This is a genomic window from Pseudomonas sp. Arb-4-2C (assembly GCF_055755015.1).
Window position 1 is genome coordinate 1,718,915 of record NZ_CM146899.1, and the last position, 18,183, is coordinate 1,737,097.

Genomic DNA, 18,183 nt, shown 5'->3' on the forward strand with positions numbered 1-18,183 from the left:
GTAAACGATGGCTGTACTGCCAGAACTGCAAGCATTTCTCGAACTCGCCGAGTTCGGCCGACTGACCGGCAAAAGCCGTGCGATGCATGAGCAGACCCCGCAACAGGCACGTGTCGATTTCGAAGCGGCGTCGGGCTTTCTCGATGTGCCGCTGGACAGCGTCAGCTGTCAGGATTTCACCCTCGCTGCACGCGATGGTCACAGTTTGGCGGCGCGCCTGTATCGCACCGGGCAAGCCGCCGACGGTCTGCAACCGGTGATGTTGTACTTCCACGGTGGCGGCTACGTGGTCGGCAGTCTCGATTCTCATGATGCACTGTGCCGACGTCTGGCGGCGCAGGGTGGTTTCGCGCTATTGACGGTGGACTATCGACTGGCGCCGGAATGGCGGTTCCCGACCCCGGTACAGGACGCTTGCGATGCCGCCAACTGGCTGGTGCGCGAAGGCGCAAGTCTGGGTCTGGACGCGGCGCGGACGGTGCTGGCCGGTGACAGTGTCGGAGCGACGCTGGCGACGGTATTGGCGTTGATCGCGGTTCGTGAGCCTGAGGCGTTGAGTCTGCGGCCCAAGGCGCAGGTCCTGGTGTACCCGGTGACGGACGCCACGACGCATCGCGCCTCGCATCGCGATTTCGCCGAAGGCTATCTGCTGGAGACCCCGACGCTGGACTGGTTCTACGCGCATTACGCCCGTACCCCGGAAGATCTGGCCGACTGGCGCTGCTCGCCGTTGCTGGCGGACGACTTGTCTGGCATCGCGCCGGCGCTGGTGTACCTGGCCGGCCATGACCCGTTGTATGACGAAGGCCGTGCCTATGCCGAGCGTCTGCGCGCCGCCGGCAATGACCTGACCCAGCTCGAACAACCGGGCATGACCCACGACTTTCTGCGCATGGCCGGGCTGCTGAGTGAGGTCGAGGCGATCCATGCCGAGGTGGCGCAGTGGGTGCGCTCACACCTCTGACCTGATCCCGGAACCGCCATTGCCGAGTCGGCAATGGCGGTTTTTTTGTGCCCGACACACAGCCCGCGAGGCCAACGACGGGGCAAAAAAAATGCCCGCATCTTGCGATGCGGGCATTGGCGTTTGCGATGTGAATCAGAAGTTGTACTTGGCGGTGAGTTGCAGGTTGCGTGGCTCGCCGTAGAACGTGGTGTCGAAGTTGCCCAGGCCCGTCAGGTACTTCTTGTCGAAGACGTTGTTGGCGTTGACGGTGAAGCTCAGGTGCTCGTCGTACTCGTACTTGGTCATCAGGTCCACCAGCGAGTAGCCGCCTTGCTTGATGCGGGTGTAGTCGCCGGCCGGTGCGCTGTAGATCTTGCCGTAGAACGCGCTCTGCCAGCTCACACCGCCGCCGACGGTGACCTTGTTCAGCACACCCGGCAGGCGGTAAGTGGTGAACGTGCGGAACACGTGCTCGGGTTTGGTGGTGGACAGCGGGTAGCCGTAGATCCGTTGCTCGTCCTGGTCACGGGTACGGGCGTAGGTGTAGCCGGCGGACAGGTTCCAGCCTTCTTGCAGTTCACCGGCCAGTTCCAGTTCGACACCGTTGGTGGTGGCGCCGTCGATGGCTTTGTAGATGCCTTCGTTGGTCACCGGGTTGGTGCCGATCGATTCGGCAACGTTGTCCTGCTCGATGCGGAAGAACGCCAGGCTGGCGTTGAGGCGGCCATCGAAGTAGGCAGCCTTCAGACCGGTTTCGTAGGCGTTGCCTTCGACCGGCGCGAGGGTCTTGCCGTCGGCATCCTTGTAAATCTGCGGCTGGTAGATGTTGGTGTAGCTGCCGTACACCGAGTAGGTGTCGTTGAGGTCGTAGACCACACCGGCGTAAGGCGTGACGACGCCGTGTTCCTTGTAGCTGGCATGGGTGTCGGACATGCCGGTGCCCGCATTGTAGGAGTAGTCCTCGTTGTACTTGAAGGTACTCAGGCGGCTGCCGAGGATTACCGAGAGGTCGTCAGTCGGGCGCAGGCGCGTGGCGAGGTAGATGCCGTTCTGGCTCTGGGTGCGCTCGTATTTGCCGTTCTTCGGGAACTCCTGTTTCGGCAGATGGCCGTTCCAGTCATAGATGCTGCCCGGTACCTGGCTGAAAGCGCTGGTGTCAAACGTCGCACCGGTCTGGCGCGAGTGCGAGGCCATGAAGCCGGCCACCAGTTCGTGCTCGCGACCGCCCAGGGTGAATGGACCGGAGACGTTGATGTCCGCCGAATCCTGGACGCGGTGACCTTCCCAGCGGCCCCAGTAGAGGAACATGCCTTCGCCGGTGGCGCGATTTGGATTGCCGCCGCTGGCCGAGGCCAGTTGCGTGTCGTGATCGGTGATTTTTTCGTTGAGGCTGACCTTGAGTTTCCAGTCGTTGGCCAGGGCCTGCTCCAGCGAGGTGAAGTAGGTCACGGAGTCGAAATCGCGACGGCTCCAGTCGGCGCCCGGGTTGAAGCTGCGCGGGAAGTCAGTCCGTCCGCCGTCGGAGAAGTACACCGGGTTGCCGGTCCATGACGAACCGCGCGGGGTCACGCTCTGTTTGTCGATGCCGAAGGTCAGCAGGGTGTCTTCGCTGAGGTCGGCTTCGAGGATGCCGTAGTACACATCCTTTTTCTGCGTGTAGTGATCGATGTAGGAGTTCTTGTCCTGATAGGCGCCGACGAAGCGCCCGCGCACCGAACCGCTGTCGTTGAGCGGGCCGGAGATATCGCCTTCAGTGCGATAGTTGTCCCACGAGCCGGCCGTGCCGGTGACCGACGCCTTGAATTCCTTGGTCGGCTTCTTGCGCACCAGGTTGACGGTGGCCGACGGGTCGCCCGAGCCGGTCATCAGGCCAGTGGCGCCCTTGATGATTTCGACGCGATCGTAGGTGGCCATGTCGACGTGGGTCGCGCCTTCGTCGTACACGCCGTCGTAGACGTTGTTGACGCCGTCGTACTGGAAGTTGGTGATGGCAAAGCCGCGAGTCGCGTATTCGGTGCGGTCGCTGTCATATTGCTGCACGGAGATGCCGGGGGTGTTGCGCAGCACGTCGCCGATGTTCTTTTCGCCACGGTCGTCCATTTGCTGACGGGTGACCACGGTCACCGATTGCGGCGTTTCGCGAATGGTCAGCGGCAGCTTGGTCGCGGTGGTGGTGGCGCCGGTGGTGTAGGAGCCGCTGTCTTCGGTGGTCAGGCCCAAGGCCTGGCCGGAAATGGTGGTCGCGCCCAGTTGCAGGGTCGAACCCGCGCCGCCCGAGACCAGGGTGACGCTGCTGCCATTGATCTGGAAGGAAATCCCACTGTCCTTGAGCATCGCGGCCAGCGCTTCGGAAGGCTCCAGCGAACCGGACACCGCACGGGATTTGATCCCGGCCACCTGGTCCGGGCTGTAGAGGATCTGCAGGTTGGTTTGCAGGCCCAGTTCGGTCAGCGCGCTGGACAGCGGTTGCACCGCAATGTTGACCTTGACCGGTGCCGCATTGGCCATCGAGCTCCCCAGCAAGGTGGCGGTCAGCAGGACACTGGTCAACAGGGTTTTATGCAAAGTCGGACGCTGTACGGCCAGCGCGAGAGGTGTGCGGCGTGGAAGAGGGTGCATTACTTGCCTGAGCTCCTGAACGTGTTGTGCAGAGTTTTTGTTAATAGGAATTATTATTAAGACGGAGTGATGGCGAAAAACCGGAAACAAACCCGACAAATAAATCGCTGCCGGTCCGGTCCTGTGCACTGAAAAGAGGGGGGGCGCCTTGCGGATCAAATCGCGCAAGGCGTCTGGCGGGCGTGTCAGGCCGGGGTCAATTCACTGACCACCCGGCCGCGCTCCATGCGCACCAGTTGATCGGCGACATCGAAATAGCGGTCGTCGTGGGAAATCACGATGATGGTTTTGCCCAGTCGCTTGAGGTCGGGCAACAGCTCGGTATAGAAGATGCGGCGGAAGGTCGGGTCTTGATCGGCCGCCCACTCGTCGAACACCAGCACCGGGCGTTCTTCCAGCCACGCATTGACCAGCGCCAGGCGCTTGCGCTGACCGGTGGACAGGTCGGTGGTGGTGAAATTGCCGTCCTTGACGCTGACCTTGTGCGCGATCTCCAGCCGTTGCAGATATTTGTTGGCATCTGCCGGGATCTGCATGTCGCCCTGGACCACATCGTCGAACAGGTAGTAGTCGGCAAAAATCGTGGTGAACAACTGGCGGTAGTCATCGCGATTGTGCGCATCGATGCCTATGCCGTTGACGCGAATCTCACCCTGTTGCGGGGTGTACAGGCCCAGCAGCAATTTGATCAGGGTGGTTTTGCCGCAGCCGTTTTCACCGACGATGAAGGTGATGTCGCCTTGCTTGATGGTCAGGTTGACCGGGCCCAGTTGAAACGGCGCGGCGCCATCGACAGCCGGGAAGGCGTAACGCACGTCGGCCAGTTCCAGGCTGTGCACGGTCTTCTCGGCCTGGCCCTGATCGCTGAGCAACAGGTGCGCTTCGGGGGTGGAAAATTGTTCGGACAGTTCAGCGATACGGCGGAAGGCGATCTGCGCCCGGCTGACAATCGGCAGGGTGCTGATCAGATGCTCCAGCGGGCCTTTCATGTACAGCAGCACCAGGACGAAGCCGCTCATGACGGTCTTGTCGGCGCTCGGCCAGAAGGTTTGCAGCGCCAGGGCCAGGCCGATGACCACGAAGAACAGCATCGAACCGAAGGTCTTGGCGATCACAAAGGTGTTGATCGAGCGCACTTGAGTGTTGCAGATGAATTCGGCGGTGGCCTTGATCCCCGACACGAACATGCGCTGACGGCGCGGGCGGTGAATGCGCAGCTCCTTGGCGCCTTCGGCAATTGCGTTGTAGTGCTTTTGCAGTTCGTCTTCGGCATCCCGTGCGGCCATGAAACCTTGCACGCCCTTGCTCTGGGCGTAGGCCTGGATCGCCGTGCCGATCAGGATCGCCGCGACCATGATCAGGAACATCGGCCACGACAGCAGCGCCAGATAACCCATGCAGCCGAGCGTCACGGTGACGGAAATCGCCAAAGGCGCGAAGGCGAAGGCAAAGTCGCTGATGGTGTCGACGTCGTGGGTCAGCACCGGGATCAGCCGATGGCTGCGGTAGCGTTCGATCTGTTCGATCGGCGCCGAGAGGACTTTCTCACCCAGCTGTTTGCGCAGTTTGGCGATGATGTGCTGGCCGACGTAATTGGTGCCGATGTCCGAGCAGATCGAACTGGCCAGGGCCAGCAGGCACAGGCCGGCGAACAGCGCGACCACGCCTTGGGTCAGGCCGCTTTGCGAATGCAGGGCGTTGTTGATGGTCGCCAGCAACACCGTGACGCTCAGGCCGCCGACCATGCCCAGGAAAATGGACGCGGCGACGATGAGCCGAAACGGTTTCAACAGGGCGAACAATTCGCCGATGGCGCCACGGGTAGGCTGGGTCATGGAAGACAGTTCCTTGGGTATAAAGGCAGATACCCAGTAGAACGTCTGGTGGCAGGCTTAATTTAGCCGGGTGCCGACTGGCGGCGACCCGTTACAAACCTGTGGGCGCGGGCTTGCTCGCGAAAGCGTTGTGTCAGTCAACCTTGTCGGCGGCAGACCGTTTGCATTCGCGAGCAGGCTCGCTCCCACAGGGGCATTTCGGTGCTGGTCAGAGTTCGCGCACTACGCGAAAGCCCATCCAGTCGCCACGCTCGTTCGGGTACTGGCTGTTGCGGTTGCCGGAGCGCGAGAACACTGGCGCTTCACCCCAGTCATTGCCGCGAATGCGCACGGCTTCGCAATTGGCTTCCAGCCACGCACTGCCATCGGTCGGCGCGCCGACGTAGTCCGGGTGTTCGCAGTCTTCAACCCATTCGTAGACGTTGCCGTGCATGTCGTACATGCCAAAGGCATTGGGCGGGTAGCTGCCCACCGGCGAGCTGTAGCTGAAACCGTCCGCCGGGCCGTAGGTGTTGGCGTGCTTGGCGATGCTGTATTCCTTGCCTTCGTCGAACGGGAAGGGGAACGGGCCCTTGGTGCCGCCGCGTGCGGCATATTCGCGCTGGGCCTCGCTGACCATCTGGTATTTCTGCCCGGTTTTTTTCGACAGCCAGGCGACGTAGTTCTTCACGTCGTAGTAGTTCATGCACACCGCCGGTTGCCGAGGCCCCTGCGGGTAGCGCGGCTTGCTGGCGACGCATTCGCGCCCCGGGCGGGTATCGCCATTGGCGATGGTCACGCCGCTTTCGCGCACGTAGTTGTCCCACTCTGCGGCGGTGACCTGGAAGCGGCTCATGGCGAAGGGTCTGGCGAAGGTCACGTCATGCATCGGGCCTTCGTCCGGTTCACGACCGACTTCATCGTCCGGGGTGCCCATGGTGAAGGTGCCTGCCGGCAGCACGACCATTTCCGGGCAGTCCTTGCAGTCCTTGAAGACTTTGCCCGGCACGGGCGGTGTGGCGGCCAGCGCGGCACTCGGCAGCAGGCTGCCCAGCAGGGCCGTGAGGGCCAGGGCCTTGAGTGCGCCGATGCCGGTGACGGGGGACAACAGATCACGTTTCATGAGTCATCTCGATTAAAGGAAAGCGGGGCGCTTCACAGGTGCTTGTTGAGCACGGCCATGAAGCGCTCGATGTCGTTTTCGCTGTTGAGCAGGCCCGGGGCGATGCGGATCACCGGACCGACGTCGCGATCCACCGCATCGCACACCACCCGATCCGCCATCAGTTGCGCGGCGACCTGATCGCAGTCGCGGCCCTTGATCCGGAAGAAGGTGAAACCGGACGACAACGCTGCGCTGCGCGGTGTCACCAGCTCGATGGAGGGCTGTTCCAGCAGGCGATTTTTCGCGTAGGTGTTGAGCGCGTGGATGCGCGACTGCACCTCGTTCTTGCCCAGCTCCAGATGCAGCTTGAACGCTTCGTCCAGCGCCCAGCGGTGCTCGAAACAGTGGTAACCGCCCGGGGTCATGGTGGTCGAGAAAGTGGTGGCTTCGGAGAAGGTCGGGATGATCGGGGTGACGTCCTTGAGCTCGCTGGAGCGTGCGCAGATGATCCCGGTGCCGCGCGGGCCGAACATCCATTTGTGGGTGCCGGCAATGAAGAAATCGCAGTGCATGTCGGGGAAGTCGAGGTCCTCGACGCCGAAGCCATGCACACCGTCGACCACGTACAGAATGCGGTCTTTGTCGTCGCGCTGGCGATTGTGTTGCTCGACCAGTTTGCCGATCTCGCCGATCGGCAGTTTCACGCCGCTGCCCGATTGCACCCAGGTCATTCCGAGCACGCGGGTTTCGGGGCGGATGCCGCGATCGATGCCGCTCAGCACTTCGTCGACCGAAATCTTCGCGCTGCTCTCGAAAAGCTTGAGCTTGCGCACCTTTACCCCGTCACGTTGCTGGCGATAACCGAGGGTGTAGTTGGTCGAGTAGTGCTCGTGTTCGGTGGTGAGGATTTCCTGCCCCGGGCGCACGTGAATGCCGCCGTAGATCATTGCCAGGCCTTCGGTGGTGCTGCCGGTCAGGGCGATCTGTTCGGGTTTGGCCTTGAGGTAACGCCCGGCCCATTCGCGCACGAACTGTTCACGCTTTTCGGTCTCGCCCAGGTCCCAGTCCATCGCCCGGCCGGGGTTGCGATCGAGTGTGGCGCGATGGCGTTCGATGGCTTCGCGCACCGGTCTGGGGTGCGAGGTCACGAGGAAGTTGGCGAAGTGCAGGTAGTCCGGGTCCTGCTCGAACAACTGGCGCAGTTGCACCCATTTGTCTGCGGACTCCGGTTGCGAGGTGGCGGCCCGCGCCGGCAGGTTGATGGCGGCGCCCAAGGGCAGGCCGGCGGCCAGAATCCCGGCCTGCTTGAGGAAAGAACGGCGGTTGGTCATGAAGTCGGTTCGCTTGTTCAAATGGGCGTCAGTGGCTGGCCACGGGTTTCGACGATTGCTGCACCTGTTCCCAGACCCGCAGGAAGTTGCCGCCCCATAATTTCGCGATGTCGGCTTCGCTGTAGCCCCGCGAGATCAGTTCGGCGGTCACGTTGCGCGCCTCGCTGACGTCCTTCCAGCCGTCGATGCCGCCGCCGTCGTTGAAGTCGGAGCTGATGCCGACGTGGTCGATGCCGATCTTCTTCACCGCGTAATCGATGGCGTCGCCCAGATCCTTGAGGGTGGCTTTCGGTTCTTCGTCGACGATTCCGTAGAGCTGACTGGCGTATTCGCCAAAGCGCTGCTCGGGCCACACGGTGATGATCGGATCGCCGGGCATCAGCGCCATTTCCAGACCCTGCAGCGGCTGCAGGTCGAATTTGGCACGCAGGGCGTTGAGCTTGTCCTGGGTGTGCTGGCTCAACGGGCGCAGGTAGGTCGGGAAGCCGACAATCTGCACCACGCCGCCGCTGTTCTTGATCAGCTGCATTTCCTGATCGCTGATGTTGCGCGGGATGTCCACCAGTGCCCGTGGCGCCGAGTGCGAGGCGACAATCGGGGCGCGGCTCAATTGAGCGACTTGCTCCACGGCCTTGGTCGACATCTGCGACACGTCGATGATCACCCCCAGATCATTGAGCCGGTGTACCGCCTGCTTGCCGATATCGGACAGCCCGCCGAGGGCGTCGCGGGTGTCATTGAAAAACGGCAGCGGTCGCGACGAGTCGGCCCAGGCGTTGTTGCCCACGTAACTGAAGCCGAACATGCGCATGCCACGCGCGGCCCATTTGTCGAGGGCGTTGAGGTCGTTGCCCAGCGGATAGGCGTTGAGCATGCTCATGAAGATCGCGAACTTGCCTTCGCCGTGCAGGCGCCGGAAATCGTCCGGGGTGTAGGCGATGGCCACCTGATTGGGGAAGTCGCGCACCAGCGTGGTGATGATCTTGTAGCGGGTCTCCTGCTCGAAGCGTGCTTCCTCGATGAAACCCGCGGTAGGCCGGTGCGGGGCGTTGGCGCCGTTCCAGATCTCCGGCCAGCCGAAGATTGTCAGCGCTGCGCCGGAAAGCCTGCCCCGAGCGGTCTTGATCAGATCGAACTGACCGCTGCCGTCTTTGTCGGCTTCGTTGCCGGCAGTACCGAAATCCAGCGGCACGGTGATGTGGCTGTCGAAGGAAATAATCCGGTCCTGCAACTCATCGGCCTGCTTCATGACTTTGGGCGGGTAGCCGGGGTTGTCCTTGAACCAATGCTCCCAGACTGCAAAGCCTGCCGCGGCGCTGATCGCCAGGGCCAGCGGCAGGCCGATGTAAAGAGCCTTTTTCGAACGTGGTTTTGTCATTGCCATCTCAGTCAGGTTCGCCGTCGAGGTGCAGGCACGTGGGCCTTCGCTATCTGGGAGGAACGTCTGGCTGCAAGGGAAATTTAGTCCGGTGCCCAAGCGCTTAAATTTGCACGCGCAGCAAACGTTCTAGCTTGGATAAAGCCTGCTTCATGGCTGACACAGGTAGGGCAATGACGATTTCTCGACGATGGTTCATGGCGGGTCTGGCACTGACCGGCGCCGCCGTGCCTGCAGCGTATTTTGGGCATCGTGAATGGACGAAGCCGGACCCGACGATCACTCCCGGCGAAGCTTCGTTCGACGTGGCGGATGTGGCTGGCCAGCGTCTGGCCGATACCCTGCGAGGTGTCTGGCAGATCCGTTTCGAGGGTCGTGATGCGGGCATTGCCGGGCTGCCGAAGGATGGCCTGGAGGTGTTCCTCGACATCGCTCATAAGGGCCGTGGGGTGATCGGTTTTCTGGATACCGCCGAACGTCTGCGCTCGCCTGAACCACCGCGCTACCGGGTGCTCGCCGATCTGGCCGATGTCAGTGCCGCGCAACTGAGCTGGCGGCTGGTCAGCAACACGGCGGTCGATGGTGCCCCCGATTATGAATTCAGCATGGCCCTGGATGAGGTCTGGGCCGGTTTCGGCAATGCCGGCAGCGGCAGCCTCAGCGGACGGGTGTTGAATCTGGATCGGCCACTGATGTTGCCGGCGCAGGACAACCGCTTTGTCGCGGTCAAGCGGGTGTTCCCTGAAGCACGCGAACGCATCGGTCTCAACCCGACCTTGTTGGCGTGGCTGATCTCGCCCGAGCACCGTTTGTTCCACCAGCTCTGGCATGCCTCACGTGACAAGTGGCACACCTTGTCCGAAGAGAAGCGCGGTGCCTTGCGCGGTATCGGCTGGCAACCCGGCCCCCGCGACAAGGAGCGCGCCGCGCGTGGCGCGAAAAAAGACCGCAACGGTTCGGGCATCGATTTCTTTTTCATGCACCGGCACATGCTGGGCACGGCGCGGTCGATGCAGGACCTGCCTTCGTGGCAGCATTTCCCGTTGCCGCAGCCGGAGCTGATTCGCGATCGCCGGGGCTTTGCCGACTATTTCGACAACCACGACGGCACCTCGCTGCCGCCGACCTGGCTGGCGGAGGAGGATGACGAGTACTCGCAATGGGTCAGCGACATCAAGACTGCCGAGACCTATCACAGCAACTTCCTGGTCTGGGAGTCGCGTTACCGCGATCCGCGCTATCTGGCGAAGCTGACGTTGGGGCAGTTCGGTTCAGAGGTTGAGCTAGGGCTGCACGACTGGTTGCACATGCGCTGGGCGTCGGTACCGCGCGATCCGTCCAACGGGCATCCGGTGCCGTTTGCCCGCGACCCGGCAGACTTTTCCGCACGCTGGTACGCCGCTGAAAACGACTTTCTCGGCGACCCGTTTTCTTCTCACGTAAGTCCGGTGTTCTGGGCGTTCCATGGCTGGATCGATGACCGTCTGGAAGACTGGTTCCGCGCCCACGAGCGCTTTCATCCGGGTGAGGTCACGCGTCTGCAGGTCAATGGCGTGCCGTGGTTCGCTCCGGGACGTTGGGTCGAGGTCAATGACCCGTGGCTCGGCCCGATCACCCACGGCTGCAGCACCGTGCCGGGGTTGCAGGTGGGCAAGTCGGTGGAGATGGACCCGGAAACCATGAAGCTGGCGCTGCGCATCACCTTCAGCGATGACGAGAAAAAGCTCTCGGAGTTGTTCCGCAAAGTACCGAAGCGGCCGTGGTATGCGCGGCATCTGAAGGCTAAACAAGCATCGGTCTGAAACCGCGTCATCGTTCATTCGCGAGCAAGCGGTGGGTCATTCAAGGATGATTCCCCTGACACAGCCCAATCCCTGACCACCCGCCCCGCACATTTACCTGCCGGCGTGAAACACAAATCCTGTGGGAGCGGGCTTGCTCGCGAAAGCGGTGGGGCATTCAAGGATGAGTTTTCTGGCACGCCCCCATCGCTGGCAGTCCTCTTGCCGAGGGATTACCGGCTCGCCGTCTGCCATCCACCCCCCAGCGCCTTGTACAACGCGATGCTCGCTTGCAATCGCGCCAGGCGCAGTTGCACGTTGAGGTCCTGCGCGGCGTACAAGGTGCGCTGGGTTTCCAGCACGGTCAGCAGGTCGGTGGCACCGGCCTGATAGCGGCTCTGGGCGATGTCGAATGCGGTCTGTGCCTGATTCAGCTCTTCGCTTTGCCATTGCCGTTGCTGGTCGAGGCCGCGAATGCTGTTCAGGGCTTTTTCCACATCGGCGAAACCATTGATGATCGCCCCGCGGTAGCTTTCCAGCAGTTCCTGCTGGCGTGCTGTGGCCTTGTCGCGCTCGGCGCCGAGACGGCCATTGTTGAAGATCGGGGCAACGAGGCCGGCCGTGAGGTTGTAGAACGGGCTGCGAAGCAGTTGATCGAACTGGTCGGCACCGGAGCCGAGTTGAGCGGTAAGGGTCAGGCTCGGCAGCATCGCCGCGCGGGCGATTTTGACGTCGGCCTCGGCCGCTGCCAGTTGCGCTTCGGCGCGGGCAATGTCCGGGCGGCGGTTGAGCAGATCGCTGGGTACGCCACTGGCAATCTCTGGCCATTGCAGCCGATCGAAGGGTTGCTGAGTGGCCGGCAGTTGCTGCACCGGTTGACCGAGCAGGGCGGCGAGGCTGATCAGCGCTTCCCGGGCCTGTTGTTGCACCAGCGGCAATTGCCGTTGCTGCGCGGCCACCAGGCTTTTCTGCTGAGCCAGCTCCAGGGCGGTGGCTGAGCCTGCGTCGTAACGGGTCTGCACCAGTTGCAAGACGCTTTGCGCGTTACCCAGATTCAGCTCGGCGATGCGCGCCTGTTCGCGCAGCGACAAGGTTTGCGCGTAGGTGCTGGCGACCCCGCTGAGCAACGTCAGCTCGACGGTGGCGCGATCAAATTCGCTGGCCTGCAAGGTGAACTGCGCGCTGTCGCGAGAGGCGCGTTTGCCGCCCCAGAAATCGACTTCGTAGCTGGCGCTCAGGTTGGTGTCGAAGTAATCCACCGCCTGATTGCTGCTGTCCGCGTCCAGTTGGCTGTAGCCGCTGCCGCGCAGCAGTTTCTGCCGATTGGCGTTGAACCCAGCCTTGATTTCCGGCAACTGCGAGCCGCCGGCGATCACCGTTCCTGCCTGCGCCTGACGCACGCGGGCGACGGCGGCGGCGAGGTCAAAACTGCCCAGGCGTGCCTGTTCGATCAAGTGGTCGAGTTCGGGACTGCCGAACTGCGTCCACCATTGTGGATCGATACGTGCCACGCTGGCAGCATGGGGCGATTGCCAGGCGGCAGGCGTTGGCACGCCACTGTCCGGACGATGAGCGGGGCTGCCGCAGGCGCTGAGGATCAGGCACACGGTCAACAGGCTGAGGCGCGGTTTCATAGATCGATCATTCACTGGTAAGGGCCGTGACCGGGTCGAGCCGGGCAGCTTTGCGGGCAGGCATGAAGCCGAAGACAACACCGGTCACCAACGCGCAGCCGAATGCGCCGAGCACCGCCATCAACGAGAACGCGACGGCGACTTCGCTGAGGATCAGCACGCCGCCGACGATCAGCGCCAGGGCAATGCCGGCAATCCCGCCGACCACCGAGAGCATCACCGCTTCGGTGAGGAACTGGCGCAGGATGTCGCGCTGGCGAGCGCCGGTGGCCATGCGGATGCCGATCTCGCGGGTCCGTTCGCGCACGGTCATGAGCATGATGTTCATCACGCCGATGCCGCCGACCAGCAGCGAAATCGCGGCAATCGAACCGAGCATCAGCGACAGGGTGTTCTGGGTGCGCGCCTCGGCCTGGATCATCGCGGCGTTGTTGGTCAGTTCGAAATCCTTCTTGCCGTTGTGCAGGCGCAGCATCATGCGCTCGATGGCCTGCTCGGTTTCCTTGACCTTGCGCGCATCGGCGGCGGCAATCGCCACGTACTCGGGGTTGTAGGTGCCGAACAACCGCGTGCTGGCGGCGGAGTAGGGCACGGCGATGCGGTCGTCGCTGTCGGAATCGCCGGAGCTGGCGCCTTTTTCCGCGAGCACGCCGACCACTTGAAACGGCACATTCTCGATCAGGATGTATTGGCCGATCGGGTTGGCGACATCCTTGAGCAGCTTGGTCCGGACCTTGTGCCCGATCACCGCCACGGCGGCACCGGCGGCTTCATCGGCGGCAGTGAAATAGCTGCCTTCGGCCACCGGCCAGTTGAAGATTTTCGGGAAGTTGGTGTCGTTGCCGCCGACATAACTGTTGTGGTCGAGGTTGCCGAAACGCACCACCGCTTCGGCGCCGTTGACCGGCATGATCTGCTTGATCAGCGGCAGGGTGGCGAGCACCGCCAGATCGTCCAGAGTGACGATGCCCAAGGGCGCCCGTGGATGCGGGGACGCACCGCTCAAGTAAATGATGTTCGAGCCGAACGCGCCCATTTGCGCCATCACCTGGCGCTTGCTGCCTTCGCCGACCGCCAGCATGACCACCACCGACGCCACGCCGATGATGATCCCGAGCAGGGTCAGCGCGGTGCGAAAGCGGTTGATCCACATCACCCGCCATGCCGCGTGCAGGGCATCGACCAATTCACCTTTCCAGGCGCCGGTAGCTTCGGCGCCCTCGGCCAGGCGCTTGCGCAGGTCGACCGCTTGCAGGGCGCCGGGGTTGGCGCTGGTCTGGGCGTCGGGGTTGTCGCGAGCGCTGTCGCTGATGATCAGGCCGTCACGAATTTCGATGATGCGCTTGGCTCGGGCGGCGACTTCGCGGTCGTGAGTGATGAGGATCACCACGTGGCCCTGGCTCGCCAGTTCGTCGAGCAGTGCCATCACCTCTTTGCCGCTGTGGCTGTCGAGGGCGCCGGTGGGTTCGTCGGCGAGGATGATGTGGCCGCCGTTCATCAGCGCCCGGGCAATCGACACCCGTTGCTGCTGACCGCCGGACAACTGATGCGGACGGTTGCCGGTGCGCGAGGCCAGACCGAGCCGGTCGAGCAGGGCAGCGGCGCGGGCGTGACGTTCGGCGGCGGGGGTGCCGGCATAGATCGCCGGCATTTCGACGTTTTCCTGGGCTGAGCCGGATGGAATCAGGTGATAGCCCTGAAACACAAAGCCGAAGGCTTCGCGACGCAGCCACGCCAGCTCGTCACTGTCGAGGCCGGCGACGTTTTCCCCGGCAAAGCGGTATTCGCCGGAGGTCGGGCGGTCGAGGCAGCCGAGGATGTTCATCAGGGTCGATTTGCCGGAGCCGGAAGCGCCGACAATCGCCACGAACTCTCCGGCGTGGATCGACAGGTCGATGCCGCGCAGCACGTGAACCTCGGGGGCGTCGCCGCCACCGTAGGATTTGCGGATGTCCTGCAGGTCGATCAGAGGCGTTTGCATTCAGCCCCCGTTGCCGTCGGCCGGGCCGATCAGCAGGTGATCGCCTTCGTTGAGGCCGTCGACAATCTGTACCTTGAGTCGGTCGCTGATGCCGGTGCGCACCTCACGGTGCTGGATGTCGCCATTGGCAGCGATCACCTGTGCGGTCTGCAGGTTGGCGGTGGCGCTGCCCTGCAACGCGGCGACCGGCGCGGTGAGTACGTCCCTGGCCTGGTCGGCGACGAAAAACACCTGGGTGGTCATCTCGGCCATCAAGGCGTTGTCGGCGTTATCGACGTCGAGCAGCACGGTGTACAACACCACCCGCGCGCTGCCGCTTTTGCTGGTGCTGGCCGGGCTGCCGCCGCCCTGGCTGGTCTGATCCAGTGGCTTGGGCGGCACCGGCAGAATCTGCCGCACAGTGCTGCTCCAGCGTCGCTGACCGCCGCTGAGGGTAGTGAAGTAGGCGGTCATGCCCGGTTTGACGTGGCCGATGTCGGCCTCGGACACCTCGGCCCACACCGTCATCGGTGACAGTTTGGCGATGCGCAGGATCAGCGGTGTCTGTTGTTGCGCGTTGAGGGTCTGCCCTTCGCGGGCGTCGAGGGCGACCACGGTGCCGGCCATCGGCGCGTAGATCCGGGTGTAGCCGAGTTCGGCCTGATCGCTGCGCAGGCTGGCTTCGGCCTGGCGGATTTGTGCCTGGAACATGTCGATGCGCGCCTGAGTGGCTTTCAGTTCGGCGCGGGCGGTCTGCACATCTTCTTCGCGGGTAGCGCCGCCGGCGGCCAGATGCTGCTGACGCTGGTACTTCTGCTGCGCCAGTTCATGCTGGGCGCGTTGTTCCTGCAATTGCGCCTTGAGGTTTTCGATGGAGAAGCGCCCGGCGTCGAGTTTGGCCTTCTGCGTGGACGGATCGATTTCCACCAGCAACTGGCCTTCCTTGACCACATCACCGACTTCCACGTGGATTTTCTGGATCTGTCCCGAGGCCTGCGCACCGACATCGACATAGCGTCGCGGTTGCAGGGTGCCCAGCGCGGTGACGCTGCTTTCGATGTCGCCACGGGTGACTTGTACGGTGGCGAAGCGGTCCCGGCCCGGCGGCATGATTTGCCACGCGGCGTAGGCAACAACAGGAATCAGACAAAGGACTACGAGCAGGGCGCGTCGGGCGGGGCGGGGACGTTTCATGCAGGGTTCCGGCCAGTGGAATTCGGCCCGTCGTTCGGGTACACGCAGAAAGCGGGCAGCCGCTGAACGCTGTCGCAGGGCGCGACAGACACGGGGAGCTGTCCTGTAAACGATGAAAGCTGCGGGGAATTTAAGCGGAGACACAGGATGTTACAGGTATAGAACGGCACTATTTGGCGGGCAACGACAAACGCCACTTTAAATCTATATGAGAATTACTATAAATTACGCACCTCAAGTTGCCACTATCTTGCTACCCCGTAATCGGGGGCTTTCGATCAGTGTGCTCAAGGATCGAATCCGCATCGAAGCGGCCGGGAGTCATGTTGGAAAACTACTATCGCGAGCTGGTGTGTTTCCTGAACGCCAAGCTCGGCAACCGCCAGGTCGCCGAAGATGTGGTGCATGACGCTTATGTGCGCGTACTGGAGCGTTCCAGCGACACGCCGATCGAGCAACCCCGGGCCTTTCTTTATCGCACGGCGTTGAATCTGGTGATCGACGATCATCGGCGCAACGCCTTGCGCCAGGTCGAACCACTGGAAGTGCTCGACAGCGAAGAGCGCTATTTCACCCCCTCGCCCCACGGCACCCTCGATCATGGCCAGCGTCTGGAGATGCTCCAGCGCGCATTGGCGGAACTCTCGCCGTTGTGCCGCGACAGTTTTCTGCTGCGCAAGATCGACGGCCTGTCCCACCCGCAGATCGCCGAACATCTGGGCATTTCCAAGGCGCTGGTGGAAAAACACATCGTCAATGCGATGAAGCATTGCCGCCTGCGCATCAAGCAATGGGATGCCCATTGAGCCGGCGTCGTTAAATTTTATTTCACTGTCCTCGTTCCTACTCAACAGACGACCTGCTGTCCTGCTCAAGGCCGGTCAGGTCACTTAGGCTCTCCTTTCCCCTTGTTGAGGGGTTCATCCAGAGGACACTGGAAATGACTCAGGCAATTGCATCGCCCATCGTTCACGACCTGATCGGCGTCGGTTTCGGCCCTTCGAACCTGGCGCTGGCCATCGCTCTGCAAGAGCGCGGCCCGACCCACGGCGAGCTGGATGTGCTGTTCCTCGACAAGCAGGCCGACTACAGCTGGCACGGCAACACCCTGTCGACCCAGAGCGAGTTGCAGATTTCCTTCCTCAAGGATCTGGTAACCCTGCGCAACCCGACCAGCCCGTACTCGTTCGTCAACTACCTGAAGGCCCACGGCCGTCTGGTTGACTTCATCAACCTCGGCACCTTCTATCCGTGCCGCATGGAGTACAACGACTACCTGCGCTGGGTCGCCGGGCAGTTCACCGAGCAGAGCCGTTATGGCGAAGAAGTGCTGACCATCGAGCCGGTGCTGCACAACCATCAGGTTGAAGCGCTGCGCGTGATCTCCCGTGACACCGCAGGCCAGCAATTCGTGCGCACTGCGCGTTCGGTGGTGGTCAGTGCCGGCGGCACGCCGCGTATTCCCGAAGCGTTCAAGGCGCTCAAGGGCGATAGCCGCGTGTTCCACCACTCGCAGTACCTTTCGCAGATGGCCAAACAGCCGTGTGTGAACAATCAACCGATGAGCATCGCGATCATCGGCGGCGGGCAGAGCGCGGCGGAAGCGTTCATCGACCTCAATGATTCGTTCCCGTCGGTACAGGTCGACATGATCCTGCGCGGCTCAGCCCTCAAGCCTGCCGACGACAGCCCGTTCGTCAACGAAGTGTTCTCGCCGGAGTTCACCGACCTGGTGTTCCAGCAGAACAGCGCCGAGCGTGAACGTCTGGTCAACGAGTACCACAACACCAACTATTCGGTGGTGGACATCGACCTGATCGAACGCATCTACGGCATCTTCTATCGTCAGAAAGTCTCGGGCATTGCCCGTCATGCGTTCCGCACCCTGACCACCGTCGAGAAAGCCACCGCCACCGAGCGCGGCATCGAACTGGCGGTGCGCAACAACGCCACCGGCGAAGTCACCGTGCGCACCTACGACGCCGTGGTGCTGGCCACCGGTTACGAGCGCCAGATGCACCGCAAACTGCTGGCGCCGCTGCAAGAGTACCTGGGCGACTTCGAGGTTGATCGCAACTACAAACTGATCACCGACGAGCGCTGCAAGGCCGGTCTGTACATGCAGGGCTTCTGCCAGGCCAGCCATGGTTTGAGCGACACACTGCTGTCGGTGTTGCCGGTGCGTGCTGACGAGATTGCCGGCTCGCTGTATGAGCATGGCAAGAACCGCGGGCACAGCCGTTCGATGGCGGATCTGTTGTTGGCGACGGCCAGCTGATTTTTGAGCGCCTGACACACCGCTTTCGCGAGCAAGCCCGCTCCCACAGGGGATCTTCATTGAACACAGATTTTGTGGTCAGCAGAGATCCAGTGTGGGAGCGGGCTTGCTCGCGAAGAGGCCTTCAAACACACCGCAAAAAC

12 protein-coding genes are annotated in these 18,183 nt (G+C 62.6%); 4 read left to right on the forward strand and 8 right to left on the reverse strand.

Annotation, left to right across the window (positions count from 1 at the left end):
• Positions 1–7 precede the first annotated feature (7 nt).
• Positions 8–964 carry an alpha/beta hydrolase gene (locus AC0J41_RS07825; protein ID WP_473015071.1) on the forward strand — a complete coding sequence of 319 codons (957 nt, stop codon included), beginning with the start codon at positions 8–10 and terminating at the stop codon, positions 962–964.
• A gap of 135 nt (positions 965–1,099) precedes the next feature.
• Here the strand turns inward: AC0J41_RS07825 and AC0J41_RS07830 are convergent, their stop codons facing one another.
• The 5 genes from AC0J41_RS07830 to pvdM form a co-directional block, all read right to left on the reverse strand.
• A complete protein-coding gene (locus AC0J41_RS07830) occupies positions 1,100–3,565 on the reverse strand; it encodes a TonB-dependent siderophore receptor (protein ID WP_473015072.1) in 2,466 nt (821 codons plus the stop codon).
• 185 nt (positions 3,566–3,750) lie between these two features.
• Positions 3,751–5,400: a cyclic peptide export ABC transporter gene (locus AC0J41_RS07835; RefSeq protein WP_025110388.1), complete on the reverse strand. Its 1,650-nt coding sequence runs from the start codon at positions 5,398–5,400 to the stop codon at positions 3,751–3,753.
• Between the two features lie 208 nt (positions 5,401–5,608).
• Complete coding sequence (gene pvdO / locus AC0J41_RS07840; protein ID WP_025110389.1) at positions 5,609–6,502, reverse strand: dihydropyoverdine dehydrogenase; 894 nt, start codon at positions 6,500–6,502, stop codon at positions 5,609–5,611.
• Between the two features lie 32 nt (positions 6,503–6,534).
• Complete coding sequence (gene pvdN / locus AC0J41_RS07845) at positions 6,535–7,815, reverse strand: pyoverdine-tailoring periplasmic protein PvdN (RefSeq protein ID WP_473015073.1); 1,281 nt, start codon at positions 7,813–7,815, stop codon at positions 6,535–6,537.
• Between the two features lie 28 nt (positions 7,816–7,843).
• Positions 7,844–9,193, reverse strand: a complete 1,350-nt coding sequence (gene pvdM / locus AC0J41_RS07850) for a pyoverdine-tailoring dipeptidase-like protein PvdM (RefSeq protein ID WP_025110391.1) — start codon at positions 9,191–9,193, stop codon at positions 7,844–7,846.
• 173 nt (positions 9,194–9,366) lie between these two features.
• Here pvdM and pvdP point away from each other — a divergent pair, with 173 nt between their 5' ends.
• A complete protein-coding gene (pvdP, locus tag AC0J41_RS07855; protein WP_473015074.1) occupies positions 9,367–10,995 on the forward strand; it encodes a pyoverdine maturation tyrosinase PvdP in 1,629 nt (542 codons plus the stop codon).
• A gap of 212 nt (positions 10,996–11,207) precedes the next feature.
• On the opposite strand, the gene AC0J41_RS07860 is transcribed toward pvdP, so the two are convergent.
• From AC0J41_RS07860 to AC0J41_RS07870, 3 genes are read right to left on the reverse strand one after another with little or no spacing between them, the layout of a single operon-like run.
• Positions 11,208–12,608: an efflux transporter outer membrane subunit gene (locus tag AC0J41_RS07860; protein ID WP_473015075.1), complete on the reverse strand. Its 1,401-nt coding sequence runs from the start codon at positions 12,606–12,608 to the stop codon at positions 11,208–11,210.
• A 7-nt stretch (positions 12,609–12,615) separates the two neighbouring features.
• Positions 12,616–14,589, reverse strand: coding sequence for a MacB family efflux pump subunit (locus AC0J41_RS07865; protein WP_025110394.1), 1,974 nt, complete (start codon positions 14,587–14,589; stop codon positions 12,616–12,618).
• The gene (locus AC0J41_RS07870; RefSeq protein ID WP_025110395.1) at positions 14,590–15,762 is read right to left on the reverse strand and encodes an efflux RND transporter periplasmic adaptor subunit; all 1,173 of its coding nucleotides are present in this window, start codon (positions 15,760–15,762) and stop codon (positions 14,590–14,592) included. It abuts the gene before it with no gap.
• 323 nt (positions 15,763–16,085) lie between these two features.
• On the opposite strand from AC0J41_RS07870, the gene AC0J41_RS07875 reads away from it, so the two are divergent.
• Entirely contained in the window at positions 16,086–16,568 is a 483-nt protein-coding gene (locus AC0J41_RS07875) for a sigma-70 family RNA polymerase sigma factor (RefSeq protein ID WP_025110396.1), read from the forward strand.
• A gap of 134 nt (positions 16,569–16,702) precedes the next feature.
• Complete coding sequence (locus AC0J41_RS07880; RefSeq protein ID WP_473015076.1) at positions 16,703–18,040, forward strand: lysine N(6)-hydroxylase/L-ornithine N(5)-oxygenase family protein; 1,338 nt, start codon at positions 16,703–16,705, stop codon at positions 18,038–18,040.
• Positions 18,041–18,183: the final 143 nt, after the last annotated feature.